Source organism: Nocardioides sediminis (assembly GCF_003047295.1).
GTDB classification, from domain to species: Bacteria; Actinomycetota; Actinomycetes; order Propionibacteriales; family Nocardioidaceae; genus Nocardioides; species Nocardioides sediminis.
The window spans coordinates 274,462-297,923 of the sequence record NZ_PZYZ01000002.1 but is presented as its reverse complement, the minus strand read 5'-3'; the positions used below and the strand labels follow the sequence as shown (position 1 = coordinate 297,923).

The 23,462-nt window shown below is 72.7% G+C and carries 27 protein-coding genes; 12 read left to right on the top strand and 15 right to left on the bottom strand.

Annotated elements, in window-relative coordinates:
* Positions 1-4 precede the first annotated feature (4 nt).
* Positions 5-346: a hypothetical protein gene (locus DAI17_RS06270; RefSeq protein WP_107772050.1), complete on the top strand. Its 342-nt coding sequence runs from the start codon at positions 5-7 to the stop codon at positions 344-346.
* Positions 347-349: 3 nt separating this feature from the next.
* On the opposite strand, the gene DAI17_RS06265 is transcribed toward DAI17_RS06270, so the two are convergent.
* On the bottom strand, positions 350-1,450 hold the full coding sequence (locus DAI17_RS06265; protein ID WP_107772049.1) for a glycerophosphodiester phosphodiesterase: 1,101 nt from the start codon (positions 1,448-1,450) through the stop codon (positions 350-352).
* A 52-nt stretch (positions 1,451-1,502) separates the two neighbouring features.
* On the bottom strand, positions 1,503-2,576 hold the full coding sequence (locus DAI17_RS06260) for a glycerophosphodiester phosphodiesterase family protein (protein WP_107772048.1): 1,074 nt from the start codon (positions 2,574-2,576) through the stop codon (positions 1,503-1,505).
* A gap of 66 nt (positions 2,577-2,642) precedes the next feature.
* Between DAI17_RS06260 and DAI17_RS06255 the strand changes: the two genes are divergently transcribed.
* From DAI17_RS06255 to DAI17_RS06225, 7 genes are all read left to right on the top strand, one after another.
* On the top strand, positions 2,643-3,185 hold the full coding sequence (locus tag DAI17_RS06255; protein WP_234412272.1) for a YbaK/EbsC family protein: 543 nt from the start codon (positions 2,643-2,645) through the stop codon (positions 3,183-3,185).
* A gap of 65 nt (positions 3,186-3,250) precedes the next feature.
* Positions 3,251-3,802, top strand: coding sequence for a hypothetical protein (locus DAI17_RS06250; RefSeq protein ID WP_107772046.1), 552 nt, complete (start codon positions 3,251-3,253; stop codon positions 3,800-3,802).
* A complete protein-coding gene (locus DAI17_RS06245) occupies positions 3,799-4,470 on the top strand; it encodes an alpha/beta hydrolase (RefSeq protein WP_199904965.1) in 672 nt (223 codons plus the stop codon). Before DAI17_RS06250 ends, DAI17_RS06245 begins: the two co-directional genes overlap by 4 nt.
* Positions 4,471-4,497: 27 nt before the next feature.
* The gene (locus DAI17_RS06240; RefSeq protein WP_107772045.1) at positions 4,498-5,232 is read left to right on the top strand and encodes a YqjF family protein; all 735 of its coding nucleotides are present in this window, start codon (positions 4,498-4,500) and stop codon (positions 5,230-5,232) included.
* Positions 5,233-5,278: 46 nt separating this feature from the next.
* A complete protein-coding gene (locus DAI17_RS06235) occupies positions 5,279-6,319 on the top strand; it encodes an LLM class F420-dependent oxidoreductase (protein ID WP_107772044.1) in 1,041 nt (346 codons plus the stop codon).
* Entirely contained in the window at positions 6,307-7,230 is a 924-nt protein-coding gene (locus tag DAI17_RS06230) for an oxygenase MpaB family protein (protein ID WP_199904964.1), read from the top strand. The genes DAI17_RS06235 and DAI17_RS06230 overlap by 13 nt, the downstream gene beginning before the upstream one ends.
* Complete coding sequence (locus DAI17_RS06225) at positions 7,223-8,371, top strand: acyl-CoA dehydrogenase family protein (RefSeq protein WP_107772043.1); 1,149 nt, start codon at positions 7,223-7,225, stop codon at positions 8,369-8,371. Before DAI17_RS06230 ends, DAI17_RS06225 begins: the two co-directional genes overlap by 8 nt.
* A 7-nt stretch (positions 8,372-8,378) precedes the next feature.
* Here the strand turns inward: DAI17_RS06225 and DAI17_RS20885 are convergent, their stop codons facing one another.
* Positions 8,379-8,657, bottom strand: coding sequence for a hypothetical protein (locus DAI17_RS20885; RefSeq protein WP_159081377.1), 279 nt, complete (start codon positions 8,655-8,657; stop codon positions 8,379-8,381).
* A 37-nt stretch (positions 8,658-8,694) separates the two neighbouring features.
* Between DAI17_RS20885 and DAI17_RS06220 the strand changes: the two genes are divergently transcribed.
* Positions 8,695-9,996 carry a glycoside hydrolase domain-containing protein gene (locus tag DAI17_RS06220; protein ID WP_159081376.1) on the top strand — a complete coding sequence of 434 codons (1,302 nt, stop codon included), beginning with the start codon at positions 8,695-8,697 and terminating at the stop codon, positions 9,994-9,996.
* Positions 9,997-10,061: 65 nt separating this feature from the next.
* Positions 10,062-10,385, top strand: a complete 324-nt coding sequence (locus DAI17_RS06215; RefSeq protein ID WP_107772041.1) for a GNAT family N-acetyltransferase — start codon at positions 10,062-10,064, stop codon at positions 10,383-10,385.
* A 150-nt stretch (positions 10,386-10,535) separates the two neighbouring features.
* On the opposite strand, the gene DAI17_RS06210 is transcribed toward DAI17_RS06215, so the two are convergent.
* From DAI17_RS06210 to DAI17_RS06190, 4 genes are all read right to left on the bottom strand, one after another.
* The gene (locus DAI17_RS06210) at positions 10,536-11,558 is read right to left on the bottom strand and encodes a BadF/BadG/BcrA/BcrD ATPase family protein (RefSeq protein ID WP_107772040.1); all 1,023 of its coding nucleotides are present in this window, start codon (positions 11,556-11,558) and stop codon (positions 10,536-10,538) included.
* On the bottom strand, positions 11,555-11,944 hold the full coding sequence (locus DAI17_RS06205; protein WP_159081375.1) for a hypothetical protein: 390 nt from the start codon (positions 11,942-11,944) through the stop codon (positions 11,555-11,557). The genes DAI17_RS06210 and DAI17_RS06205 overlap by 4 nt, the downstream gene beginning before the upstream one ends.
* 485 nt (positions 11,945-12,429) lie before the next feature.
* Complete coding sequence (locus DAI17_RS21785; RefSeq protein ID WP_407669703.1) at positions 12,430-12,885, bottom strand: phospholipase effector Tle1 domain-containing protein; 456 nt, start codon at positions 12,883-12,885, stop codon at positions 12,430-12,432.
* A gap of 932 nt (positions 12,886-13,817) precedes the next feature.
* A complete protein-coding gene (locus DAI17_RS06190; RefSeq protein WP_107772037.1) occupies positions 13,818-15,251 on the bottom strand; it encodes a hypothetical protein in 1,434 nt (477 codons plus the stop codon).
* A gap of 235 nt (positions 15,252-15,486) precedes the next feature.
* Between DAI17_RS06190 and DAI17_RS06185 the strand changes: the two genes are divergently transcribed.
* Positions 15,487-15,939, top strand: coding sequence for a DUF2087 domain-containing protein (locus DAI17_RS06185; protein ID WP_107772036.1), 453 nt, complete (start codon positions 15,487-15,489; stop codon positions 15,937-15,939).
* Positions 15,940-15,983: 44 nt separating this feature from the next.
* Positions 15,984-16,208 (top strand): hypothetical protein, encoded by a 225-nt coding sequence (locus tag DAI17_RS06180; protein ID WP_107772035.1) that lies wholly within the window; start codon positions 15,984-15,986, stop codon positions 16,206-16,208.
* A 1-nt stretch (position 16,209) separates the two neighbouring features.
* Here DAI17_RS06180 and DAI17_RS06175 read toward each other — a convergent pair whose 3' ends face one another.
* The 8 genes from DAI17_RS06175 to DAI17_RS06140 all read right to left on the bottom strand — a co-directional run bounded on the left by DAI17_RS06175 (position 16,210) and on the right by DAI17_RS06140 (position 23,419).
* A complete protein-coding gene (locus DAI17_RS06175) occupies positions 16,210-16,959 on the bottom strand; it encodes a class I SAM-dependent methyltransferase (protein ID WP_107772034.1) in 750 nt (249 codons plus the stop codon).
* A 39-nt stretch (positions 16,960-16,998) separates the two neighbouring features.
* The gene (locus tag DAI17_RS06170; RefSeq protein ID WP_107772033.1) at positions 16,999-18,447 is read right to left on the bottom strand and encodes a sulfatase family protein; all 1,449 of its coding nucleotides are present in this window, start codon (positions 18,445-18,447) and stop codon (positions 16,999-17,001) included.
* Between the two features lie 37 nt (positions 18,448-18,484).
* Positions 18,485-19,591: a carboxylate-amine ligase gene (locus DAI17_RS06165; protein ID WP_107772032.1), complete on the bottom strand. Its 1,107-nt coding sequence runs from the start codon at positions 19,589-19,591 to the stop codon at positions 18,485-18,487.
* 3 nt (positions 19,592-19,594) lie between these two features.
* Positions 19,595-20,431: a polyphosphate kinase 2 gene (gene ppk2, locus DAI17_RS06160; protein ID WP_107772031.1), complete on the bottom strand. Its 837-nt coding sequence runs from the start codon at positions 20,429-20,431 to the stop codon at positions 19,595-19,597.
* 64 nt (positions 20,432-20,495) lie between these two features.
* Positions 20,496-20,735, bottom strand: a complete 240-nt coding sequence (locus DAI17_RS06155) for a DUF3099 domain-containing protein (RefSeq protein ID WP_107772030.1) — start codon at positions 20,733-20,735, stop codon at positions 20,496-20,498.
* Between the two features lie 56 nt (positions 20,736-20,791).
* Positions 20,792-21,754: an NAD(P)/FAD-dependent oxidoreductase gene (locus DAI17_RS21780; protein WP_107772029.1), complete on the bottom strand. Its 963-nt coding sequence runs from the start codon at positions 21,752-21,754 to the stop codon at positions 20,792-20,794.
* Between the two features lie 7 nt (positions 21,755-21,761).
* Positions 21,762-22,175 carry a hypothetical protein gene (locus tag DAI17_RS06145; protein ID WP_107772028.1) on the bottom strand — a complete coding sequence of 138 codons (414 nt, stop codon included), beginning with the start codon at positions 22,173-22,175 and terminating at the stop codon, positions 21,762-21,764.
* Complete coding sequence (locus DAI17_RS06140; RefSeq protein ID WP_107772027.1) at positions 22,172-23,419, bottom strand: NAD(P)/FAD-dependent oxidoreductase; 1,248 nt, start codon at positions 23,417-23,419, stop codon at positions 22,172-22,174. The genes DAI17_RS06145 and DAI17_RS06140 overlap by 4 nt, the downstream gene beginning before the upstream one ends.
* Positions 23,420-23,462: the final 43 nt, after the last annotated feature.

Here is a 23,462-nt window from a genome sequence, read left to right as displayed (position 1 = left end):
GACGATGAGCGACGAGAGCTACGACGGTCCCCGCGACCGCAGCGACATCCACCAGAACACCAGCCAGGGCCTCGAGGACGACCTGAGGGAGCACGAGCGTGCCCGGTCCTGGTCGCTCGTCCCCGAGCCGGCCGCCGACCACTCCGGTCGGCACCCCGTCAACGTGGGGCACCTGGTCATGGGCGTGGCCTTCCTGGGCCTGACCGTCATCTGGGCCCTGTTCGAGACCCACAACATCGGCTCGGACGACCTGCGCTGGCTGATGCCCCTCCCCTGGCTGGTGGCCGGCGTGGCCGGCCTGCTGGCCGTGGTGCTGACCGGCCGCCGGCGGGGAGGGTCCGCCTAGGCGTCAGTCCCGGGCGGCCAGCCAGTCGTCCAGCGCCCGCGCCGCGACGTCGGGGTTGTCGGAGAAGATCCCGTCGACCCCGGCGTCGAGGAACGCCAGCGTCTCGGCGTACATGTCTCCGGGGGCGTCCGGGTCGGTGCCGACCCGGAAGTTCGTGGCCATGAACTGGTTCTCCCGGCGCAGCGTCCACACGTGCACCACCAGGCCGGCGGCGTGTGCGTCGTCCACCACGGCCGACGGGGCGCCGGTGCTGCCGGAGGCGTCGCGCGGCAGGACCCAGCTCTTGGCGGCACCGACGCCGTCGGCGTACGTCGCGATCGTCCGCAGGCCCGCCGCGGTGACCATCGAGGCGTACGTCGTGCCGGGGAGGTCGGCGGGGCCGCCGGACCCGTCGACGAGCTGGGCCAGGTCGACGTCGACCATCGTGTCGAGGTCGCGCAGGTTGGAGACCTCGAAGGACTGGATGATGACCTCGTCGTCCGCGTCGGCCATCCTGCGCTTCTCCAGCGCGGCCACCAGCGGCTCCTCCATGGAGAGCCCGATGGAGTCGAAGTAGCTCGGGTGCTTGGTCTCCGGGTAGACCCCGACGCCCTCGCGGCGGGCCAGCTTGAGCACCTCGTCGAGGGTCGGGACGCGGTACTCGCCGTCGTACGCCGTGTTGTCGGGCCGCACGTCGGGGAGCCGCTCCACCGCGCGCAGGGTGCGGAGCTCCTTGTAGGTGAAGTCCTCGGTGAACCAGCCGGTCACCGGGCGTCCGTCGATGACCTTGGTGGTGCGCCGGTCGGCGAACTCGGGGTGCTCGGCGACGTCGGTGGTGCCGCTGATCTCGTTCTCGTGGCGTGCGACCAGCACGCCGTCCTGGGTGGGGACGAGGTCCGGCTCGATGTAGTCGGCACCCTGCCGGATCGCGAGCCGGTAGGCCGCGATGGTGTGCTCGGGGCGGTAGCCGGACGCCCCGCGGTGGCCGATCACCACCGGGTCGGCCGACAGGTCGGCGCGCGGTCCCGCGTGGGCGGCGGTGGGGCTGAGGAGGGTGGGCACGAGGAACGTGCCGGCGGCGGCGGTCAGGGCGACGGCGGCCAGGCCGGTCTTCCGAGAGGTCATGGCGGTGAGCCAAACGGGCGCGGGAGGCCGGGCCGCGAGCGCGCGGTGAACGTCAGGTGACGCCTGCGACGACACCCGGAGAGCGGGCCGCCCGGAGGGCGACCGCGGGGTGGTCGGTGATGACGCCGTCCACGCCGGCGTCCAGCAGCGCCCGCACCTCGCCGGCCAGGTCGCCGTGCGCCGCCGGGTCGTCCCCGACGCGCAGGTTTGCGGGCAGGTACCGGTTCTCCGCGCGCAGCGTCCACACGTGCACGGTGAGCCACGCGCGGTGGGCGTCGCGGACCAGTGACGACGGCTCGCCGATCGCGCCGGCGGCGTCGCGCGGGAGGACCAGACCCTTGTGCGGACCGATGCCGTCGGCGTAGTCGTCGATCCACGCCAGGCCGTCGCCGGTCGCCAGCTCGCCGTACGTCGTGGGGTCGCCCGCCGAGGCCAGGTCGGCGGGACGCTTGTCCGCCGCCCCGAGGAGCTGCACGACCGGGAGCCGGGTGCGTCCCGCCAGCCGGCGCAGCACGGTGGTCTCGAAGGACATCAGCGTGACCCGGGCCCACGGGTGGTCGAGGCCGTGCCGGCCCAGGTCGGCCAGCAGCGGCCGGTCCAGGGGCAGCCCGACCGACTCGAAGTGGGCGGCGTGCTTCAGCTCGACCATGACGCCGACGGTGCGCCCGCGTCGTACGGACTCGGCACCCACCATGGCCAGGACCTCGGTGAAGGTCGGCACGCCCTCGGCGCCGTCGAACGCCGTGTTGGCCGGACGCATCCCGGGCATCCGCTCGCGCGCGGCCAGCCTCTTGACCTCGGCGAGCGTGAGGTCCTCCACGAACCAGCCGGTCGACTCGGCGCCGTCGATCGTCCGGGTGGTGCGCAGGTGGGCCAGCTCGGGGTGGTCGGCCACGTCGGTGGTGCGGCTGAGCTCGGCGTCGTGCCGGGCCACCAGCACCCCGTCCCGGGTGATGACCAGGTCGAGCTCGATGTCGTCGACGCCCATCCGGATTGCGGTGCGGTAGGCGTCCAGCGTGTGCTCGGGGCGGTGCCCGCTGGCTCCCCGGTGGGCCACGACGGCGGGAGTGAGCACCAGGCTGGGGGTCACGCTCGGCATCCGCGTGGTCGCGGCCAGCACCGTCATGTCGCCACCGTCCGGGGCGGACGGGACGGGAGCACCACGTCAGGGTGAATGGCACATGATGGTCCGGTGACGCTGCCGAGCTTCCCGCGCCTGGAGTCCCTGCCCGTGCTCGAGCACCTCGACCTGGTCGCACCGCCCGTCGCCGACGCCCTGGCCTCGTGGCCCGCGGCCGACCGGGCGGCGGTCGTCGCCATCGACCCCGACCTCGCGGACACCGCGGCGCTGACCGCGGAGTACGAGCTGCCGCTGGCCGCGTCGGGCAACTGCGTGGTCGTCGCCGGGCGCCGGGCGGGCGAGGAGCGGACCGCCGCCTGCGTCGTCCGGGCGGACACGCGCGCCGACGTCAACACGCTGGTCCGCAGGCTGCTGGACGTCCGCAAGGCGACGTTCCTGCCGATGGAGCGGGCCGTGGAGGAGTCCGGCATGGAGCACGGCGGGATCACGCCCGTCGGGCTCCCTGCGACGTGGCGGGTGCTGGTCGACGAGCGGTTGCTGGACGAGCCCGTCGTGGTCCTGGGGTCCGGCGTACGGCGCTCCAAGCTGCTGCTGCCCGGCAGCACCCTCGGCGACCTGCCGCGGGCCGAGGTGGTCCCCGCGCTGGGGGTGTGAGCACGCATGGTGGTGGGTCGTCCGGGTACGGGCGACCAGTCCCAGACCGCGAACGAAGGAACACCATGACCCGCAACACCCTGTCCCGGTCCCTCCACGACGTCGGCCTCTCCGCCTGGTTCGGCGGCACGCTGGCCAACGCCGTCTCGCTCAACACCGCCGCCGCGAAGGCCGACTCGTCCCGCGGGACCGGTGCCGTCGCCAACGTGGGCTGGGACCGGTGGACCCCGGTCAACGCGGCCGCGATCGGGCTGCACCTGGCCGGCAGCGTCGGCCAGCTGGCCGGCAACAGGTCCCGGCTCCTGGGCCAGCCCGGCGTCGCCTCGATGGCCACGGCCAAGACCGGGCTCACCGTCGCCGCCCTCGCGGTCACGGCCTACAGCCGCGCGCTCGGTCGTCGGGTGTCCGAGCACACCGAGGTGCCCGTGGAGTCCGGCACCCGGCCCGAGACCAACACGCCGCCGCACGTCGCGCGGGCGCAGCGCCAGCTCCGGGGGCTGCAGTGGGCGGTCCCTGCCCTCACCGGCGCGCTGGTCGTGGTGAGCTCGTTCGCCGGGGAGCAGCAGCGGCCCTCCGGCATCGTGGACGGCCTGGCTGCTCGCGCCCGGCGACGATGAGCCGGGCCCGCCTCGTCGCGACCCACGTGCCCCGGGACCCCGAGGGCGTCGTGCTGGTGCTCCACGGCGGCGCCAGCCGGGCCGACAAGGCGATGGTCAGCCCCGCGCAGCTGTCGGTGCTGCGGATGGTGCCGGTCGCCGCGCGCGTCGCGCGCGCCGGCCGGCGCCGGCTCGCGGTCTACCGGCTGCTCAACTCCCACCGGGGGTGGGACTCCACGACCACCCCGGTGATGGACGTCGCGTGGGCGCTGGAGCAGGTCGCCGCCTCGCACGGTCCGCTGCCGGCCGCGCTCGTCGGGCACTCGCTCGGCGGGCGGGCGGCGCTGCTGGCGGCGCGGAGCCCCGAGGTGCGCAGTGCCGTGGCGCTCAACCCCTGGGTCTACCCGAGCGACGGCGCCGACCTGTCGGGTCGCCAGGTCCTCGTGGTCCACGGCACCGAGGACCGCATCGCCTCCCCCGAGCGGGCGGCCGCCGTCGCCCGGCGGCTCTCCTCGACCGCCCGCGTCGGGTACGTCGCCGTACCGGGCGGGCGGCACGCGATGCTCCGCCACGGGGCGACGTTCGAGCGGTACGCCGCCGAGTTCGTCACCGCCACCCTGCTCGGCACCGAGCCCCGGTCCCCGGCCGTCGCGGCCGTGCTCTCGGGAACGTTCCTCGTCGAGGGCTGAGGAGCGCGTGCCTAGGCTCGAGGCGAGATGCAGCCCGAACCGATCACCCCGCTCGCGCCCCGTCCCGCCGGTCGCACGGTCTTCACCCAGCGCTGGTCGGAGCTGGCCTTCCTGCACTGGGCGGTCCCGCCGGAGCGCGTGCAGCCGCACCTGCCCGCCGGGACGCGCCCGGACACGTTCGACGGGGCGACGTACGTCGGGCTGATCCCGTTCTGGATGCAGGGCATCGGCCTCCTCGGCGGCCCCGGGCTGCCGTACGTCGGGTCGTTCCACGAGACCAACGTGCGGCTCTACTCGGTCGACGGGCAGGGGCGCCGGGGTGTGGTCTTCGTCAGCCTCGACGCGTCGCGGCTCGCGCCCGTGCTGGCCGCGCGCTGGGGACCGCGGCTGCCCTACCTCTGGTCGCGGATGGACCGTCGGCGGTCGGGCACGCACGTCACCTACACCTGCCGTCGGCGGTGGCCGGGGCCGCGGGGCGCCCGGTCGCGGGTGTCGGTGGTCGTCGGCGAGCGCTTCGAGGCCGGCCCGCTGGAGCACTTCCTGACCGCACGGTGGGGCCTGCACCTGTCCGACCGCGCCGGACGCACGCGCTACTGGCCCAACGAGCACCCGACCTGGCCCCTGCACCGCGCCGCCGTCGACGTGCTCGACGACGAGCTGCTCGCGGCGGCGGGCTTCGGCGACCTGGCCGACCGGTCGCCCGACCATGCGATGTTCTCGCCCGGGGTCGACGTCGTCTTCGGTCCCCGGCTGCGCGCCTGAGCGACAACCTTGCGATCGTGACAGTAACGGTGTCACAGTTTGCCCCATGAAGCTCTCGATGCCGCTCATGTACGCCGGGAACCCGCGCGAGGCCGCCGACCAGGTCGGAGCGCTCGAGAAGGCGGGGCTCGACACCGTCTGGGTGGCGGAGGCCTACGGCTTCGACTCCCCCACGCTGATGGGCTACCTCGCGGCCAAGACCGAGACGATCGAGATCGGCTCGGCGATCCTCAACATCTACTCGCGCACCCCCGGCGCGCTCCTCCAGACCGCGGCCGGCCTCGACAACGTCTCGGGCGGCCGGGCGATCCTCGGCCTCGGCGCCAGCGGCCCGCAGGTCATCGAGGGCTTCCACGGCGTCCCCTACTCCAAGCCGCTGGGCCGGACCGCCGAGGTGATCGACATCGTGCGCCGGGGCCTCAAGCGCGAGCCGCTCACCAACGACGGCATCATCAAGCTGCCGCTGACCAAGGAGCACGGCGCGGTCACCGGCCTCGGCAAGCCGCTCAAGCTCCTCACCCGCCCCGAGCGGGACACCATCCCGATCTACGTCGCGGCCCTCGGCCCCAAGAACGTCGAGCAGGCCGCCGAGATCGCCGACGGCTGGATCCCCCACCTCTTCCACCCCGAGAAGGCGCACCTCGTCTGGGACGAGCCGCTCGCGGCCGGCAAGGCCAGGCGGTCCCCCGACCTGGGCCCGCTCGAGGTCAACGCCGGCGGCATGGTCGCCATCGGCGAGGGTCCGGAGACCAAGGCCCTGCTCGACTTCGCCCGTCCGATCTTCGCCCTGTACGTCGGCGGCATGGGCGCGAAGGGCAAGAACTTCTACAACGACGTCGCCCGCGCCTACGGCTACGAGAAGGAGGCCGAGGAGATCCAGGACCTCTACCTCTCGGGGAAGAAGAAGGAGGCCGAGGCCCTCGTCCCCACCGAGTGGCTGGAGGCGGCCAACCTCGTCGGCCCCGCGTCGTACGTCAAGGAGCGGATCGCTGCCTTCCGCGAGGCCGGCGTCACCAACCTCTCGCTCACCCCGGCCTCCGACGACCCGGCCGCCACCATCGCGCAGGTGAAGGAATGGGTGTCCTGACCCGGTTGGGCCTCCGGCTGGCGCACCCCCGGCGCTACGACAACCTGCGCCGCATCCGGGCGCTGGACCCCGAGCGCGACGCCGACGAGATCCTCGGCCTCACCGCGCGACGCGAGTTCCCGTGGGACTACTCCCAGGGCACCGGGATCGCGTTCATGCGTGACTTCGGCGTGCCCTCGATCGCGGAGCTGCTGCACCGCACGGGCGAGTTCGAGCACCACGGGCTCAAGCGCTACGACGACACGATCCTGATCGGGCAGGAGGCGACCGTCGACGGGATCGACAGCGAGCGCGGCCACGCCGCGGTGCGTCGGCTCAACCGGATCCACGGCCACTACGACATCCCCGACGACGAGTACGCCTACGTGCTGGCCACCACCCTCGTCGGGCCGGTGCGCTGGATCTCCGCCTACGGCTGGCGACCGCTGGACCCGCACGAGCTGGTGGCCATGACCCGCGTGACGACCCGGTTCGGCGAGCTGATGGGCATCAAGGGCCTCCCCACGACGTACGACGGCTACCTCGCGCTGCTCGTCGACTTCGAGCGCACCCGCTTCGCGCCCAGCGCGGCGGGCCACGCGGTCGCCGAGGCCACCATCGCGGTCGGCAGCACGGTCGTGCCGGCGCCGCTGCGCCCGCTGGTCCGGCGGGTGTCGATCGCGATCATGGACGAGCCGCTGCGCATCGCCCTCGGGATGCCCGAGCAGCCGGCCTGGCTCGGGGCGCTCGTGCGCCGCGGCCTGCAGGCACGACGCCTCCTGCTGCGCCTCGCGCCGCCCCGGCGTGAGGAGTTCCGGCACCGCGCGGCCACCTACCCCGGCGGGCACCGGCTCTCCGACCTCGGGCCCCTGTCGATGCTCGACACCCTCAACGCCCACAGCCACCCACCAGCAAGGAGCAGCCATGCCTGAGCGCCCGTCGATCCTCGAGCAGGAGCACGAGGACTTCCGCGCGACCGCTCGCACGTTCTTCGAGCGCGAGGTCGCGCCCTACCACGAGAAGTGGGAGGCCGACGGCATCGTCGACCGCGAGGTCTGGCGCAAGGCGGGCGAGGCGGGGCTGTTGTGCTTCGACGTCGAGGAGGCCTACGGCGGACCGGGGATCAAGGACTTCCGCTACAACATGGTGCTGGCCGAGGAGGCCGCCCGCGTGGGGGCGTCCGGGCCCGGCTTCGCCGTGCACACCGACATCATCGTCCCCTACATCTCCTCGCTGGGGACCGAGGAGCAGAAGCAGCGCTGGCTGCCCGGCCTGGTGTCCGGCGAGATCGTCTCGGCCATCGCGATGACCGAGCCCGGCGCCGGGTCGGACCTCCAGGGCATCCGCACGACGGCGGTCGACGCCGGCGACCACTACGTGCTCAACGGGTCCAAGACGTTCATCAGCAACGGCATCCTGGCCGACCTCGTCATCGTCGTGTGCCGCACCGACCCGGACGCCGGGCACCAGGGCATCAGCCTGCTGGTGGTCGAGCGCGGGATGGAGGGCTTCGAGCGGGGCCGCAACCTGGACAAGATGGGGCTGCACGCGCAGGACACCGCCGAGCTCTCCTTCACCGACGTCCGGGTGCCCAAGGCCAACCTGCTGGGCGCACCGGGGACGGGGTTCGTCTCGCTGATGGAGAACCTGCCGCAGGAGCGGATCTCCATCGCCTGCATCGCGGTCGCGGCGATCGAGCACGTGCTGGAGCTGTGCCTGGCGTACGCCCGCGAGCGGGAGGCGTTCGGCAAGCCGATCGGGAAGTTCCAGCACAACCGCTTCGTGCTCGCGGAGATGGCGACCGAGGCCCACATCGCGCGGGTGTTCGTCAACGACTGCGTGCTGCGGCTCAACGCCGGCACGGTCGACACCTCGCTCGCCTCGATGGCCAAGTGGTGGACCACCGAGCTGCAGAAGCGCGTCGTCGACGCCGGGGTGCAGCTGCACGGCGGCTACGGCTACATGAACGAGTACCCGATCTCCAAGGCCTACACCGACTCGCGGATCCAGACGATCTACGGCGGGACGACCGAGATCCAGAAGGAGATCATCGGCCGGATGCTCGGCCTCTGACCCGCCCTCAGAGCGGGACGTCGTCCGGGGTCACCCGGGTCACCGCGAGGTCGCCGGCGTCCTGCCGGACGACGACCCGCGTGCCGTCCAGGCGGCGCAGCGAGTCGCGTACGACGTCGAGGTCCAGCCTGGTGTCGTGCGCGATGTCGGCGTCCCGCACCGGGACGGGGTCGGGACCCCACTGCTCGGGCGGGACCTCGAACGGGTCGAAGTCCGTCTGGGCGGCCGCCCACAGCTGGAGGGCGGACTCGTGGACCATGTCGTCGGTGGTGCTGTCGCGTCGCATCTCCTCGACGTTACTCCGCGTCGGTACCCTCCTCCCCATGCGACTCTCGGGGATCACTCGTCGTGCTCGACGCGGCCTGGCCGTGCTGGCCGTGGCTGCCACCGCCGCAGTGGCGGTGGTGACGCCGTCGCCGGGCCACGCCGCGGGCGGGAAGGGCGCCGAGCCCGGCTCGCTGACCGGCTACGCGTTCGACACCTGCGCGGCCCCGGCACAGGAGGTGATGGACGCGTGGCGGCTCGCGTCGCCTTACTCCGGCATCGGCATCTACATCGGCGGCAGCAACCGCCTCTGCGACCAGCCCGAGCTCGACGCCGACTGGGTGCGCACCCAGCAGCGGCGCGGCTGGCACCTGCTGCCGCTGTGGGTCGGGCCGCAGGCCAGCTGCTCGGGGTACGCCGACCGCATGACGTCCGACCTGCCCGCCGCCGAGAAGCAGGGACGCGCCCAGGCCCGCGCCGCGGTCGGCACCGCGCGGGACCTCGGCCTCGGGAAGGGCAGCACGCTCTACTACGACCTCGAGGACTACGACATCGGCCCGGACGACTGCCGCCGGTCGGCGCTGTCGTTCCTGTCCGGGTGGACCAGGGCGCTGCACGGCGCGGGCTTCCGCTCGGGGGTCTACTCCAGCATCGGCGCCGCGATCACCTCCCTGGACTACGCGCACCGGGTCTCCCGCGGCTCCTACGCGATGCCCGACGACATCTGGTTCGCCTGGGCCAACGGCCGCGCCGACACGCGCACCGACCGACGGGTGCTGAGCAGCGAGTGGGACGACCACGCCCGCGTCCACCAGTACGCCATCGACGTCGTGGAGTCGTTCGGCGGCCACGCGATGACCGTGGACGCCAACTGGGTCGACGTCGGCCGCGGCTCGGTCGCGCCCCGCAGCCGGCCGCTGTGCCGGGGCGTCGACGCGGACCTCCGCCGTTACCCCACGCTCCGCACGGGCCGCAACGGCGACGCGGTCCGGGTCGCGCAGTGCCTGCTACGCCGACAGAAGCTGACCAGGGCTCCGATCACGGGCCGGTACGACGCCCGCACGGCCGCCGCGGTCAGCAAGGCCCAGCGCCGGCTCGACCTCCCCGAGACCGGTCGCCTCACCCGTGACACCTGGACCGCGCTGCTCGCCCGCGGCGGCCGGCCGCTGCTCAAGGTGGGCGACACCGGGGCCGCCGTGCTCCGGCTCCAGCGCGCTGTTACGGCCGCCCTCGGTCGGCCCGTCCGCATCGACGGCGTCGTGGACAAGAAGACCGCCCGGGCCGTCGCGGCGTACCAGCGCAAGAAGGGGCTGCCAGCCACCGGCGTGGTGACCACCGAGGTCTGGGACAGCCTGACCTGATTCCCACTAGTGGTCAGGGCGGACCGGAAACCTGGCCGCCACGTCGCTGAGGCACGACGTCTCGCGTGCCTCCCACGATCCAGCGCGCGGACTTCGTCGACCCCCGTCTCGCCGCGTTCCTCCAGGAGCACCTCGACGACATGGAGCCCGCCGCGCCGCCCGAGAGTCGGCACGCGCTCGACCTCTCCGGGCTGATGGCGCCGGACGTGCGGATGTGGGTGGTGCACGACGGGCCGGCCCAGGTGGGGACGGGAGCGCTCGCCGTGGTCGCGCCCGGCACGAGGAAGCTGAAGTCGATGCGGACCACTCCCGCCTGCCGGGGCTGCCCTCCTTGCCCCCGAATAGTGCTTCCCGTTGACAGGTCGGCGATGACAAGGTCGAGCGCTTGATTTCTATCGGCCTCGAACGAGGGATTATCGGCCTAGGACCCGTCGAGAGCCAAGGTGACCCGTCCTGTGGAGAACCGCCATCAGTCGCCCGTCTGGCCCGGCGTCCTCAGGACGACGTGCACCGGGACCGTGAATCAACCCGGCGAGCGCTCAGTTGAGCCGAACTACCAGAGGGCGGAACTGCGCCGCGATCGTCGCCATGTCCCTCTTCAACTCGTGAACGTCAGCAGCGAGGTTGAGAGCCGCGTCCAAGCCCGTCGTGACATGGCGCCACGCGATCGTCGCTGGGCGCCCACCCGTCCTCAAGCGCATCTCCACCTGCGAACGGAACGCTTGTTGATAGAAGTCGTTGCTCAGGAGCCCGCCGCACTCGACGATCGTCAAACCGTCCGCGAGCTCGTCGATCGAGAACCTCCGGCGCAAAGACCCAGCGAGCACGTCCGCCAAGTCCTCCGCCTCGACCTTCACGATGTCCTGCGCCGCTTCGTCACCGCGCTCCGCCGCGGAGCACACCTCTGCTGCGAACCGTGCGATCTCCGGCTTCATGTTCGCGTCCGCGATCGCCAGGTCCCGGAACTTGGCTATGAGCCGTCGCTCGTCGTGTGCTCGCAGTCCGTACTCCTGCACCAGCCGCTGCAGCAGCACGGTGTTCATGCCCGATTCGTGGTCGCGATAGGCGCGACGGATCCCGCGGAGTCCGATCCAGAAGCCCGCACCGTAGTCCGACGCCACCCACTCGTGACCACCGACCTGGAACAGCGCCCCGTCGCGAGCCTGGACCAGCACGTTCGACCCGGTGCCCGCGATCACGATTGCGTCTGCCTGGTGGCCCAGGAGCAATGTCGGAGCATCGTTGGCGATGCTGATGCTGGCAATACGTCCGGAGAGGACCGTCGGCGCAACCTCGTTGATTGCGTCCAGGAAGTCCTCGCGAAACGCTTGGGTGAATCCCGCAGCACTGATGAAGATGGCGATCTCGCTCGCGTCGTGGCTATCAAGCAAGCGGCTCTCCGCCGGGAGGAGGATCGCTCGCAACGTCTTGGCGTACTCAGACGGAGACAGCGAGCCGCCCAGCGACTCCGCGAGCTCGAAGCTCTTGATCTCTTCCCCTACACGTATACGGACGTTGGTGCGGGTTCCTCCTGAGTCGACTCCCATAAACACCGGCGTCATTGCACCCGGATCTCCTCACCCATATCCACGTACCCCTGCTCATCCAATCGAGTAAGTGCCGCCATCACTTCGTTTGCGTTATAGCCGAGGCCCGAGAACCGGTCGAACACCCGCGTGCGCTGGATTGTGCCGTCCGGGCCCTGGAAGTCCTGGAGCCACTGCCACAACTGCTGCTCCAAGTCCTTGGGGACGCTGACGGAGGAGTCGATGGAATCGGCCGGATCCCGCGCATTGACGGAGTAGATGCTTTCTCGCAGCACACGGAGCTTGTTCTCGAGCTCGATGTTCTGTGCGCGAGTGGACCGCGAGCTCCGCCACTCGAAGTAGTACCCGGTGAGCACTCCGACTACCAGACCCAGAGCCGTCGTCACAACGTCGTTCAGCAAGTGTCCCACCCTCGTAGCGCCATCGGCCTGCCGCTGCTCAGTCATCGTGTGAGCGGCGGAGGCCTTCGTGCTTGTCACGCAACACGCGGCCCTATGCGCCGCCAGTCAAGTGACGTCGAGCACTATGGCTCAAGCGCAGGGAGACCGCAGCGGAACGGGAACTCTGCTTCGGCGGCGCGGCGTCTGGGCTGCTCTGCTGAGCCCGGTTCATCGAAGACGCCCGGGCGGGTTGGCGCCAAGCGCCGTGTCCGGCGTAATTGAGTCTCAGCCTCAAACGGTCGGGCAATGGCTCCATCAATGCCAAGCAGCGTCGTCCAGCAGGCGCGCTCGGCGCTGGGGGCGCGTCACCTCGTCAGGTTGGGGTAGGGACGTCGGGCTCCGGGGGCAGCGCACGCACGATCCCGGCAGCGGTCCCAGCCCGGACGCAAGGTTGGCCGGCGACTCAGTGAGGCGTAGATGGGTTGCGAAGGGTCGGCCTATCCTCATCAACAACCTCGTAGCTCTCGGGCAGCCGGGCGCGGTACGACGCATTGGGGCGGCCAACCGGTCGGCGACACTGCCGTGCACCTTCGCCCCCTCAGGGGGCGCCGCCTGCGTCTGCCGAGCACTCGCCACCACCCAGAGTTCGGGTGCGGATCCCCCAGAGCGATGGAGCGGTTGAGCGTGCACAGGTCCCTGTAGCGGTTGGACCGGACTCCCAAGCCGTGGGCTCGGGCTTCGTCAACTATCCACTTGAGCGGGATGCCTGACAGCGGCACACCTTTTGGGTAGGTCCCGCCGACGTCGGAGTGCACCCCGGCGAAACACCCCTGCAGTAGGTCCTGCGTTGTGGGAGCACATGGTTGGGACTGACACTTGCTGCGCCACTCGTCGAGCGCGACCCGCGTGCCGGACCGTTGCCACGTGCGGCAGCTGCCGCGTGAAAGGCCACCGGAGTTCACGTCGCAGCCACCCTGCCGCTTCACGTGTCCCGTAGACCGACGAACTGCACGGGAGCGCGGCGCCTAGAACTACCTCGTGAGCAGCAGTAGACGCGCTGTGGCCTCCCGGAAGACGAAACCATCGCCAGGTTGGTAGTACGCAGTTCTCGCTGCCCTGCCTTCTGGTTCCACTACGCGACACCTCTCAACCTGCGGTGGCACGGGGTCGCTGCGGCGCAGGGCAACTTTTCGTGGATTACCCCGCGGGGTGCCGACGCCGGCGTCGCGCTGGACTTGACTCGTCGCGACTCAGGAGCGAAGGAACTACAACGTGATTGATGCCGAAGCCCGGTAGGTCTCATAGCGCGAGCGCGATGTCGCGTTCAGGGCACCGGCATGTGCCGCAGTGGGAGCTCGCGAAGCCGTTAGTTGCAGTTCGCATCCGCTAGCGGAACCGTCGTCTGTCCGAACACGCGCTTACTGGAGGTCACGACCCCGTCGGGGACAGGATCAATCTCGCCACGTGCCCTTTTGCTACGAGTTGGGTGCCACTGGCAACTAGGAGGTTGCGTCCCGCCCGAATGGCGTCCGAGAAGACCACGGCCTGCGGGAAAGGCTGCCCAGCTCGACGGGGTCGTCTCTCCGGCGGGTGGGCGCCGCGAACTTCCCGAGTTGGCGGCCGTGAAGCCGCGACCGATGTCCTCAAGCACGATCGGTGCTCGACTGGGGTCGACTAGGCCGGCGGACTTGAGCATCCGCTCGGCGATTCTCGACCACCCGCAGACGGACGCCTCGTCGCGCGGAGTCTCCCGGGTCTCGCTGGAGACGGGCAGCATGGACTTCTTTGCCCCGGCGCGGTCGCTCTACGCCCGAGCAGGCTTCGTGCCGTGCTCGCCGTTCGGCACCTACGGCCCCGAACAGCGTCTTCATGACGACGTTGCTGGCGCCGGCCCTCAGGCCGCGAGCCCCAGCAGTGCGCGGCTGACCACGAGCTCTGCCGGGCTGGACGGCGCGGCGTTCGCACCGAGCCGGCGGGTGCCGGTGTGGTCGACGAGGTAGAGGGCGCCGTGCGGGTCACGCCAGACGTAGACGCCCGCGAAGGGTTGCCGGACCTCCCACGCCCCGTGGGTCTTGACCCGGTGGTGGAACTGGCTCATCGGGCCGTAGTTGCCCATCCCCGACTGCCCGGCGGGTGGGTCCGCACCGTGCCCGAAGGGCTCGGTGTGGTCGATCTGCTGGGTGCGGGAGGTGCTGGACCCCCAGGGGAAGGTGTCGGCCGGCGTCATGAGATGCACGGCCCGCCTATGTCGGTCGGGGATCTCGTAGGCGTCAACCGGCGCCTGGCCGGCGATGTCGAGGACCGGCCGGACGGTGAACCTGGCGTGCGGTCCGAGGTGCTGCATCAGCCAGACCTCGGTGACGGGGCCGTAGCCCTCCACCCGGGCGACGCCGGTCTCGTCCTCGCCTGCGTAGAGGTGGAGCATCACCACCACGGTCGGCATCAGAACGTCCCAGTCGATCTCGGGCCGCTCACCCGTGCGGTCGGGCTCGTCGGCCGGTGCCTCGGTCGGCTCATCGGTCGGGCCTGCGGGATCCTCCGGGCGGTCGCGCCACGCGGCGTACGTCGTCATCAGCTCGGCCGCGCGTCGCGGGTCGGTGAGCACGAGGACGGCCTTGACGCGGCGGTGGTCCTCGGGGTCGGTGTCGCCGAGGTCGGCCAGGATGCGGGCGAGGTGGGTGACGATCGCGTCCAGCCGAGCGACGACGTGGAAGGGCGCACGGACGTAGAACCCGCGCACCCCGTCCTCGGTCGAACGGGTGGGGTTGGCGAGCTGGCGGCGGGCCTGCTCCTCCTCCCGGGCGGCGGCGGCCTCCGGGTCGCTCGCAGCGACGGCGCCGAGCACGAGCGCTTCGAAGCGGGACCACGGAATGCGGCCGTCGGCGGACTCGGCGACGCGCGCGTCGACGTACGCCGCCTGCTCGACCGTCAGGTCGCGGGTGCGCCGCGCGACGAAGCGGGCGTAGGAAGCCCGGACCTCGAGCGCCTCGACACGGCGCCACAGCCGGGGCAGCCGGATCACCAGGTCGAGGGCGTCGGCCATCAGGGAGAAGGCCGACCACGAGGTGATGCCCAGCCGCGCCCCCAGCTCGGCGCAGCAGAACTCCGCGACGTCCGGTGTCCCCACGCCGCCGAACCGCTTCGCCCGCTCGCGGCCGGGGAGCTTCGTCAAGGCAGGGTCGAGCCGGTCGGGGTTGTTGGTCACCGCGTGCTGCACGGCGATCCGCAGCGTCTGGACCTCGCACTCGCGCTGGGTGCGCGCCACGGCCTCGGCGTGATCGAGGAGGGCGCCCTCGGTCAGCCCCGTGAGGTCGGTGGTCAGGTCCATGCCTCCACCCAAGCACCCGGCACCGACACCGACCCTGAATCCGGTGGAGCCACCTGCACGGCCTGTGGAAGGATCGACAGCAAGCGGCGCCACCCAGCGCCCAGCCCACGCATCGGCCCCAGTCCGAGCGACACGGCGGAGGGGAGCAGATCCTCGGGCGATCACTGACATGGCACTCGTCGCTACACGCACTGCGGCGGCGGACTGGGGGCGCGACGCAGGCGAGGTGATGACAGTGACCAGGGACCGTGACTTCAAGCAGGTCGTCCGCGCGCGGATGGCCCGGACCGGTGAGACCTACACCGCCGCCCGGGCGGCGCTCGAGGACCCGGCGTACGAGGCCGCGCGACGTGAGCAGGAACGGCTCGTCGCCAGGCTCTTCACCGACGGCCGGCTGGCGCACGTCCCGGCGAAGCGCCGGACCAGGGCGGGCGCACTGCTCGAGGTGCTCACCCGCTTCGGGCCCGGCCGGGTCTACACCGAGCGCGAGGTCAACGAGGTGCTCCTCGGGGTGCACGAGGACTTCGCCTACCTGCGCCGCGAGCTGGTGAACTACCTCTACCTCGAGCGCGGCGACGGCCGCTACCGGGTCTGCGGGCAGGCGCCCACCAGGGCTCCGCACGAGCTGCAGGAGATCCCGGCCTGGGAGGCGTGCTGGCTCCCGGGGTTCATGGCCGGCACCGGCTGATCCACTGCGCGGGTCGGCGGCGGGCGCTAGCGTCCCCATCCACCATGAACACCGTCCGCGCCCTTGCCGCCGCCCTGCTGTCGAAGGGCGTGATCAGTCCCGGGTGCTACTCGATCCTCACCGGCGTCGCGCTGGTCCTCCTCGGGATCGGGCTCGCCTCGGTCTCCCTGACCGCCGACCCGGCGGCGGGTGTCGTGGGGCTGGTGTTCTTCCTGGCCGGGCTGTGGCAGCTCGAGCGCGGCCTGCGCTCGGAGTTCCGGCGCCGCTAGCTCAGCGGGCCGGCGTCCAGCGCACGCAGCTGGCGACGTGCCGGATCGGCACAGCGTCCCTGCCGAGGTCGTCGCAGACCTGCTGGAGCTGCGCGCGCGTGCGAGAGAGCGCGTCGGCCCGCTCCCGCGGCGACATCGCGATCGCCATGGACGTGGTGGCGGAGAACGACGCCCACTGGTCCGGCGTGACCTCCCACTCCCACTCGACCTGCGTGAAGGCGAGCTCGTCCGAGGGGAGGTAGGACAGCCGCCGGCTGAGCCCCTCGGTGCCGGCCTTCCTGGCCCGGTCGTACTCCTGCGAGTCGTCGGCGAGCGCGAGCTCCCACGGCTCGACGGGTGTCGCCACGACGTTCCACACCAGGCCCAGCCACCCGCCCGGCCGCAGCACGCGGCGTACCTCCGCGACGGTGGGCTCGGGGTCGAACCAGTGCCACGCGTCCGCCACCAGCACGGCGTCCAGCGACCCGTCCTCGAGCGGGATGGACGAGGCGTCCGAGACGTGCAGCCGCGCGCCGGGGACGTGCCGGCCCAGGACCTCGAGCATCCGCGGGTCGTGCTCCACGGCGTCGACACGCAGCCCGCGGGCCGCCAGCAGCTCGGTGAGCTTGCCCGTGCCCGCCCCGAGGTCCGCGACGTGCGCGGGCGGCGACGGCGCCAGCCAGTCGACGGCCGCCGGAGGGTACGACGGACGCCACCGGTGGTAGTCCTCGGCGACCAGCCCGAACGATGCTGCCCGAGCGCTCACCGACATGCCGGGGACCGTAGCAGCGCCGTCAGCACGCGCGGCGCCTCAGTGCAGCGGTCTCGGCAGCTCGGACACCGGTCGCCGGCACCCCTGCGAGCGGCAGTCCTCCAGCTTCCGCAGGTGCCGCGTCAGCCGCTTGCGGACGTGGCGGTAGCGCGGGTCACCGTGCACGTTCGTGAGCTGGAAGGGGTCCCGGCGACGGTCGAAGAGCTCCCGCCGCTTGGGCACCTTCCACCGGACCAGGGTGTAGCGGTCGGTCCGCACGGCCCGGAACTTCCACGCCCGCGCCTTCACCCTGCCCTTCGAGCCGGCCTGGAGGAGGAGGGCCCGGTCGGCCTGCGGCCGGTCGGCGACGGCGTACGGCAGGAAGTCGATCCCGTCGGTACGACGCAGCGGCCGAGCGTGGGCGAGGCGGGCGACGGTCGGGGCGAGGTCGATCATCGCGACCGTCTGCGACCGGCGATCCCCCGCCGGGATGCCCGGACCGCGCACGAGCAGCGGCACCCGCACCGCCTCCTCGTAGGGCACGTTCTTGCCGACCAGCCGGTGCTCGCCGAAGAGGTATCCGTTGTCGGAGGTGAACATCAGCACCGTGTCGTCGAGCTCGCCCGCGCGGCGCAGCTCCGTGACGATCCCGGCGACGGCCTCGTCCAGGGCGGCCAGGGCACGGATGCGCTGGGTGAAGAGCCCCTGGGCCGCTGACGGGGAGACCCGCTTCCCGGCCCGGCGCGCTCCGACGCCGGGAGCGTTGAACGACGGCGAGTCCAGGACCGGCAGCCGGACGCCGCCCAGGACGCCCGCGTGCCGGTCGGCGGCAGGTGGCGGGCCGGAGCAGTCGGGCTCGGGGTTGCCCTGGCAGGTGCCGTGCGGGGCCAGGAAGCTCGACCAGAGGAAGAACGGCTCGTCGTCGGCGGCGAAGGAGCGGACGAGCTCACGGGACTGCTGCGCGACCACGTCGGTGTGGTAGGCCTCCGGGCCGAAGCGGCGCAGCTCGCCGTCGTCGTACTGCAGGAAGGCCCGGTAGTCCGACAGGGTGCCGATGATCGGGCGCCAGCGGTCCCAGCCGGGCTCCGTGCCGTCGCGCTCGTCGTAGCCGTGCAGGTACTTGCCGATGAAACCGGTGGTGTAGCCGGCCCGCTGCAGCCACACCGGCAGGGTGTTGGCCCGGTTGAGGCCCTGGTGGCCGCCCCACGGCGGGGAGTTGGTGCGGACGCCGTTGTTGTGGGCGTACTGGCCCGTCAGGACCTGCGCCCGGGACGGGCAGCAGTTGGGGTGCGGCGCGACCATGTTCCCGAACGTGACGCCCTCCCGCCCCAGCAGCCGGCGGGTCCGGGGCATCCAGCGCAGCTCGACGGCGGTCATGTCGTCGGCCGTGATGAGCACGACGTTGGGCCGCGGGTCGTCGTGGCGAGACGCCGCCCAGGTCGCGGCCAACCCGGTCGTCACGAGCAGGATCACGAGGGCCGGCAGCCCGAGGCGGTGGGTGTGTCTCACGCGGGTGTGACAGCCCGGAGCGGCGGTTGGTTGTCGGTCAGCCGTCCAGGTCGACGGTCCGCGCCACCAGGTCGGCCAGCAGCGCCGGCATGCCGCCCGTTGCGAGGACCGCCCGCTGCCGGGCGGGCTCCCCCGGCTGCCGGAGCATCTCCTCGACGACCTCGAGGGGCGCGTCGAGCCCGTCGCCGGCCAGCACCTCCCGTGCCTCGGCGAGCGCCTGCCCGGCGACCACCCGCAGCGGCCGGACCGACCCGTCCACGTCCACGACCCGCGGGTCGAGGCCCTCGCGGGCCGCCCGGTGGTCGTTGACGCCGACGACGTCGTCGCTCAGGTCCTCGGGGTCAGGATCCTCCACGGCGCGTCGCGCCATGCCCTGCACCAGCGCGGTCAGCCCGGCGACCCGCGCGAGCGAGGGCTGCGCGTCCATCACCCGCACCTCCAGGGTGCCCAGCTCGGGCCGGGGTCGCAGGTCCCACCAGACGTAGGTGTGGTCCGCCAGCTCGGCCGCGGCCACCAGCGACTCGGTGCGCTCGACGTACTCCTCCCAGGAGCGCAGCAGCGGCGCGACCGTCGTCCGGGGGTAGGACCGCAGGATCGCCGCGCGCGCCGAGGCGAGGCCGGAGTCGACGCCGTGCCAGTACGGCGAGCCGGCCGCCAGGGCGCGCAGCAGCGGGAGTCGGTGGCGCAGGCCCCGGTAGGCGCGCACCAACGTCTCGGTGTCGGGCAGGCCCACGTGCACCTGCAGGGCCGCTGTGGGCGTCCTCAGGAGGCCGGCGTACTCGGCGATGATCGCGTCGTAGCGCGGGGACGGCACGAAGCACGCGCCCCCCAACGGTGCCGACGGGTGGACCGCGACGGCCATCGGGCGGGCGCCCTGTGCCACCACCCCGTCGCGCAGCCCGCGCAGGGAGGCCACGACGGCCTCCGCCCCGGCGCAGGCGGGGGTGTTGAGCTCGACCTGGTCGGCGTAGACCTCGCCGGTCACGCGGGCGCCGGACGGGGTGGAGCGACCGAGGGACGCGACCACCTTGACGCCGTGGTGCCCGAGCAGCTCGCCGGCGCCGTCGACGAGCATCAGCTCCTCCTCCACGCCCACCGTGAAGTCGCCACCCGGGCGGAACGGCGGCACGACGCCGGTCGCCACCCGCTACCAGACCTGCGGCACGAACGTCTGCTCGTGCATCGGCGGACGGAGGTAGTGGTGCTCGGCCACCTCGGGGAGCTCGACCACGGGCGGCGCGACGTCCTCGTAGTCGAACTGGGAGAGCAGGTGGGTGATGCAGTTGAGCCGAGCCGCCCGCTTGTCGTCCGACGGGACGACGTACCAGGGAGCCTGCTTGATGTCGGTGTAGCGGAAGGTCGTGTCCTTCGCCACCGAGTACTGGTGGTAGAGCTCGCGCTCCGCGAGGTCCATCTCCGAGAGCTTCCACCGCTTGAGGGGCTCGGCGTTGCGGGCCTCGAAGCGCCGCTTCTGCTCCTCGGCGCCGACGGAGAACCAGTACTTCAGCAGCACGATCCCCGACCGGACGAGCATCCGCTCGAACTCGGGACAGCTGCGGAGGAACTCCTCGTGCTCGGCCTCGGTGCAGAAGCCCATCACCCACTCGACGTTCGAGCGGTTGTACCAGCTGCGGTCGAACAGCACCATCTCCCCGGCCGCCGGCAGGTGCTTGACGTAGCGCTGGAAGTACCACTGCGTGCGCTCGCGGTCCGTCGGCTTCGGCAGCGCCACGATCCGCACGGTGCGGGGGCTGGTCCGCTCGGTGATCCGCTGGATCACCCCGCCCTTGCCGGCCGACCCCCTCCCCTCGAAGATCACCAGCACCTTGAGGCCCTGGGTCTGGATCCAGTACTGGAGCAGCACCAGCTGCTCCTGCAGGCGCGCCATCTCGGCCTCGTAGACGGCCGACCTCAGCTTCCCGGCGCTGTTGTAGCGATCGGGGTCCTTGTGGTCCGGGTCGGGGGGGCCGATGCCGATGCTCATGCGCTGTCTCCTGTCCGTCCCCATCGTCGGGCGGGGCGTCCCGGCGGGCAAGGGCCAGGATCCATCAGCCGCCCCGGAAGCCGTTGCTCCCGACGAACGAGGCGATCGGCGGGATGAGGGCGGCCACGGCCGACATCGCCACGGCCAGAGGGGTGGACCAGAGGCGCACCCAGGTCCAGGCGAGCAGGATCAGGGCGAGGCACACGCCCATGAGCAGGAAGTAGCGGCGCTCCCGCCGGCGGAGCTGCTCGCTCGCCGGCCACGGGACGTCCGTGAGGGAATCGACTCGTCGGCCGCGACGCACGCCTCCACGCTAGCCCGTCGGTCGTCGGCGAGGTAGGGATCGCACCACGCCCTCGCTCACGACAGCCGGTGCGCGATCGCCCGCCCGAGGTCGCGACCCGACAGCCACGCGGTCTCGACCTTCGGCGAGGCTCCCCACCCGTCCCCGCACGCGCCGACGAGCCCGGCCGGCCCGTCGACGAGGGCGTGGGTGGCGCTCCGCTCCCCCACGGGCCTGGCGAAGGTCCACCGGTGGACGTGCACGTCCGCCGGCTCCGGCAGCGACATCAGGGAGCGGAGCGTCGCGACCATCTCCGGGGCCGCGGCGACAGGGTCGTCGAGGTGCCGTGCGGCGAAGCCCGGCGTGGAGTGGGCGACGAGCACCGGGGCGTCGTCGCCGCGGCGCCGCCCGTCGTCGGCGATCCACGCCACGACCGGGTCGTCGTCGACGAAGGCGCCGTCGAAGCGCCCGGTCGGGCTGACGTCGTCCCAGGTCCTCCCGGGCCAGGTGGCGGCCAGCGCCAGCACGGCCTCGAAGTCGCGGTCGAGGTGCTCCGCGAGGGGGTGCCCGTCGGTGACGAGACGCCGGGCCTGGGGGTCGGGCATGGCCAGCACGACGGCCGCGCCCTCGAGCTCGTCGACGTCCACGACGTCGTACCGCTCGACCTCGAGGTCGGCCGCGAGGTCCTCGACGAGGGAGCGCAGGCCCCCCGGCGCCCCCCAGCGCACCGGTCCGCTCGTGGCCCGCGCGCCGCGGTCGCCGAGCGCGCAGAAGGTGTCGGTCCACGGGTGGGCCAGGCCGCGCTCGCGCCAGTGCTCCACGACGGCGAGGAAGTCCTCGTCCGACGTCGTGAGGTACGACGCCCCGAGGTCGACGTGGCGGTCCCACAGGCGCCGCGAGGCCATCCGTCCCCCGGGCCGGTGCCCGCGGTCGAGCACCCGCACCGCCAGCCCGGCCGCCCGCACCTCGCGGGCGCACGCCACCCCGGCCAGGCCCGCGCCGACGACCACGACCTGCGGGGCGCTCTCGCTCGCACTCACGGCGCCATCATGCCCCGGCCAGCGCGGAGCCGGCGGCGGCGGCCGCCCCGAGGACGGCGAAGGCGCAGCGCCACCGGTCGGCCACCAGGAGCCGGGCGACGAGCGCGTCGTCACGGGCGTCGAGGCGGCCGTGGAGCGGCGCAGCCACCGCGGCGGTGGTGGCCAGAGCGGCGGCCGTCAGCGCCAGCCCGAGCCAGCCGAGGAGGTCCGGACCGGCGGCCACGAGGAGCCCGCCCGTCACGAGCACCGCGAGGTAGACGACGCCGACGAGCGGCGCGATCGACCGCGAGTGCCGGTCGTGGGCGGGCCGCCACTCCGCGGCGGACCGGGCACCCAGGACCGGGTAGACGAGCACGGTGACCGTCAGCTGGAAACCGGCGTGCAACGCCGACGCGACCGCGAAGGCGACCACGGCGCTCACCGCGGCGCCGCGAGCACGGCGTCCGCCGCACGCTGGCCGCTGACCAGGGCGCCCTGGATGGAGCCGGTGTCGCGGTGGTCGCCGCAGACGACGAGGTCGCCGACGCGGACCGGGCGGGTCGCGGAGTAGGGCACGGGCTGGGCGGGCAGCGCGTCGGGCACCTCGTGCCGGGCGACCACCTCCCACCCCGTCGGGTCCACGCCGAGCAGGTCCCCCGCGTGCCGGCGCATCGCCGTGTCGTCAGGCGCACGGCCCGCGTCCCGGCCGGGGGCGAGGAGGGCAGAGCCCTGCACCAGGTGGCGTCCGGCGGGGGCGTACGACGGGGCGGCGCGGGAGACGACGGCTGCGTTGACCAGCGGACCGTGCGGGTCCCGACGCGCGTCGACGTGCAGCAGGTCGGAGTCGGGCGCCTCCGGGGCGGACCACCAGGTGGTGACCACCCCCTTCGTCGGCGGAGCGGCCACGCCGGTGAGCTCCCGCGCCCGCGGCCCGTCGGTCGCCACCACGACCCGCCGCGCCGTCCAGGTCCGGTCGGCCGCGTCGACCGAGGTCGCCCCCACCCGCTCGACGCGGTGACCGAGGCGGACCCGCGCACGGAGGGGTGCGGCGAGCTGCTCGGGCAGCGCCTGCATGCCGGCGGTCGGCAGCGACGGCACACCACGGACGAACATCCACGCGAGCAGCAGGGCGAAGCGGTCGGCCGTGCTGCCGTCGTCCTCGAGCAGCACACCGGCGAAGAACCGGTCGACCACCCGACGCAGCAGGCCGTCGACCCCGGCCCGGTCGAGGGCGGCGGCACGGTCGAGGTCGTCACGCGCGGCGAGGACCTCCGAGAGGGAGGTGCGTCCGCGCGGGCGCAGCAGGGGCGCGGCCCACCGGACCACCGCTGCCGCCTCACGCGGGTGGGCGAGGGCCGTGCCCGCCGTGCCCGGCAGCAGCCGGGGGGCGCGCAGCGGGTGCCCGAGGACCGACGTGCCGGACTCGGTCACGGCCGCGAGGCCGGCCCCGAAGCCCTGCAGGCCGAGGGCGCCGACGTCGACCCAGCGGCGTACGGCCGGGTAGGCGGGGTTGAGCAGCTGGAAGCCGCGGTCGACGAGGAACCCGTCGACCCGGTCGGTGCGGATGCGGCCGCCGACCGCGTCCGCCGCCTCGAGCACGAGCACCTCGCGACCCGCGTCTTGCAACGCCAGCGCGCAGCGCAGCCCGGCCAGTCCGGCCCCCACGACCAGCACGTCGGCATCCATGCGGTGAACCTAGTCGGTGGGTCGAGGCGCTGACGCGGTTCGG

Coding starts and splice junctions, on each gene's coding strand:
- DAI17_RS06270 (WP_107772050.1), top strand. CDS start 5: ATGAGCGACGAGAGCTACGACGGTCCCCGCGACCGCAGCGACATCCAC.
- DAI17_RS06265 (WP_107772049.1), bottom strand. CDS start 1,450: ATGACCTCTCGGAAGACCGGCCTGGCCGCCGTCGCCCTGACCGCCGCC.
- DAI17_RS06260 (WP_107772048.1), bottom strand. CDS start 2,576: ATGACGGTGCTGGCCGCGACCACGCGGATGCCGAGCGTGACCCCCAGC.
- DAI17_RS06250 (WP_107772046.1), top strand. CDS start 3,251: ATGACCCGCAACACCCTGTCCCGGTCCCTCCACGACGTCGGCCTCTCC.
- DAI17_RS06245 (WP_199904965.1), top strand. CDS start 3,799: ATGAGCCGGGCCCGCCTCGTCGCGACCCACGTGCCCCGGGACCCCGAG.
- DAI17_RS06240 (WP_107772045.1), top strand. CDS start 4,498: ATGCAGCCCGAACCGATCACCCCGCTCGCGCCCCGTCCCGCCGGTCGC.
- DAI17_RS06235 (WP_107772044.1), top strand. CDS start 5,279: ATGAAGCTCTCGATGCCGCTCATGTACGCCGGGAACCCGCGCGAGGCC.
- DAI17_RS06230 (WP_199904964.1), top strand. CDS start 6,307: ATGGGTGTCCTGACCCGGTTGGGCCTCCGGCTGGCGCACCCCCGGCGC.
- DAI17_RS06225 (WP_107772043.1), top strand. CDS start 7,223: ATGCCTGAGCGCCCGTCGATCCTCGAGCAGGAGCACGAGGACTTCCGC.
- DAI17_RS20885 (WP_159081377.1), bottom strand. CDS start 8,657: ATGCGACGCGACAGCACCACCGACGACATGGTCCACGAGTCCGCCCTC.
- DAI17_RS06220 (WP_159081376.1), top strand. CDS start 8,695: ATGCGACTCTCGGGGATCACTCGTCGTGCTCGACGCGGCCTGGCCGTG.
- DAI17_RS06210 (WP_107772040.1), bottom strand. CDS start 11,558: ATGACGCCGGTGTTTATGGGAGTCGACTCAGGAGGAACCCGCACCAAC.
- DAI17_RS06190 (WP_107772037.1), bottom strand. CDS start 15,251: ATGGACCTGACCACCGACCTCACGGGGCTGACCGAGGGCGCCCTCCTC.
- DAI17_RS06180 (WP_107772035.1), top strand. CDS start 15,984: ATGAACACCGTCCGCGCCCTTGCCGCCGCCCTGCTGTCGAAGGGCGTG.
- DAI17_RS06175 (WP_107772034.1), bottom strand. CDS start 16,959: ATGTCGGTGAGCGCTCGGGCAGCATCGTTCGGGCTGGTCGCCGAGGAC.
- ppk2 (WP_107772031.1), bottom strand. CDS start 20,431: ATGAGCATCGGCATCGGCCCCCCCGACCCGGACCACAAGGACCCCGAT.
- DAI17_RS06140 (WP_107772027.1), bottom strand. CDS start 23,419: ATGGATGCCGACGTGCTGGTCGTGGGGGCCGGACTGGCCGGGCTGCGC.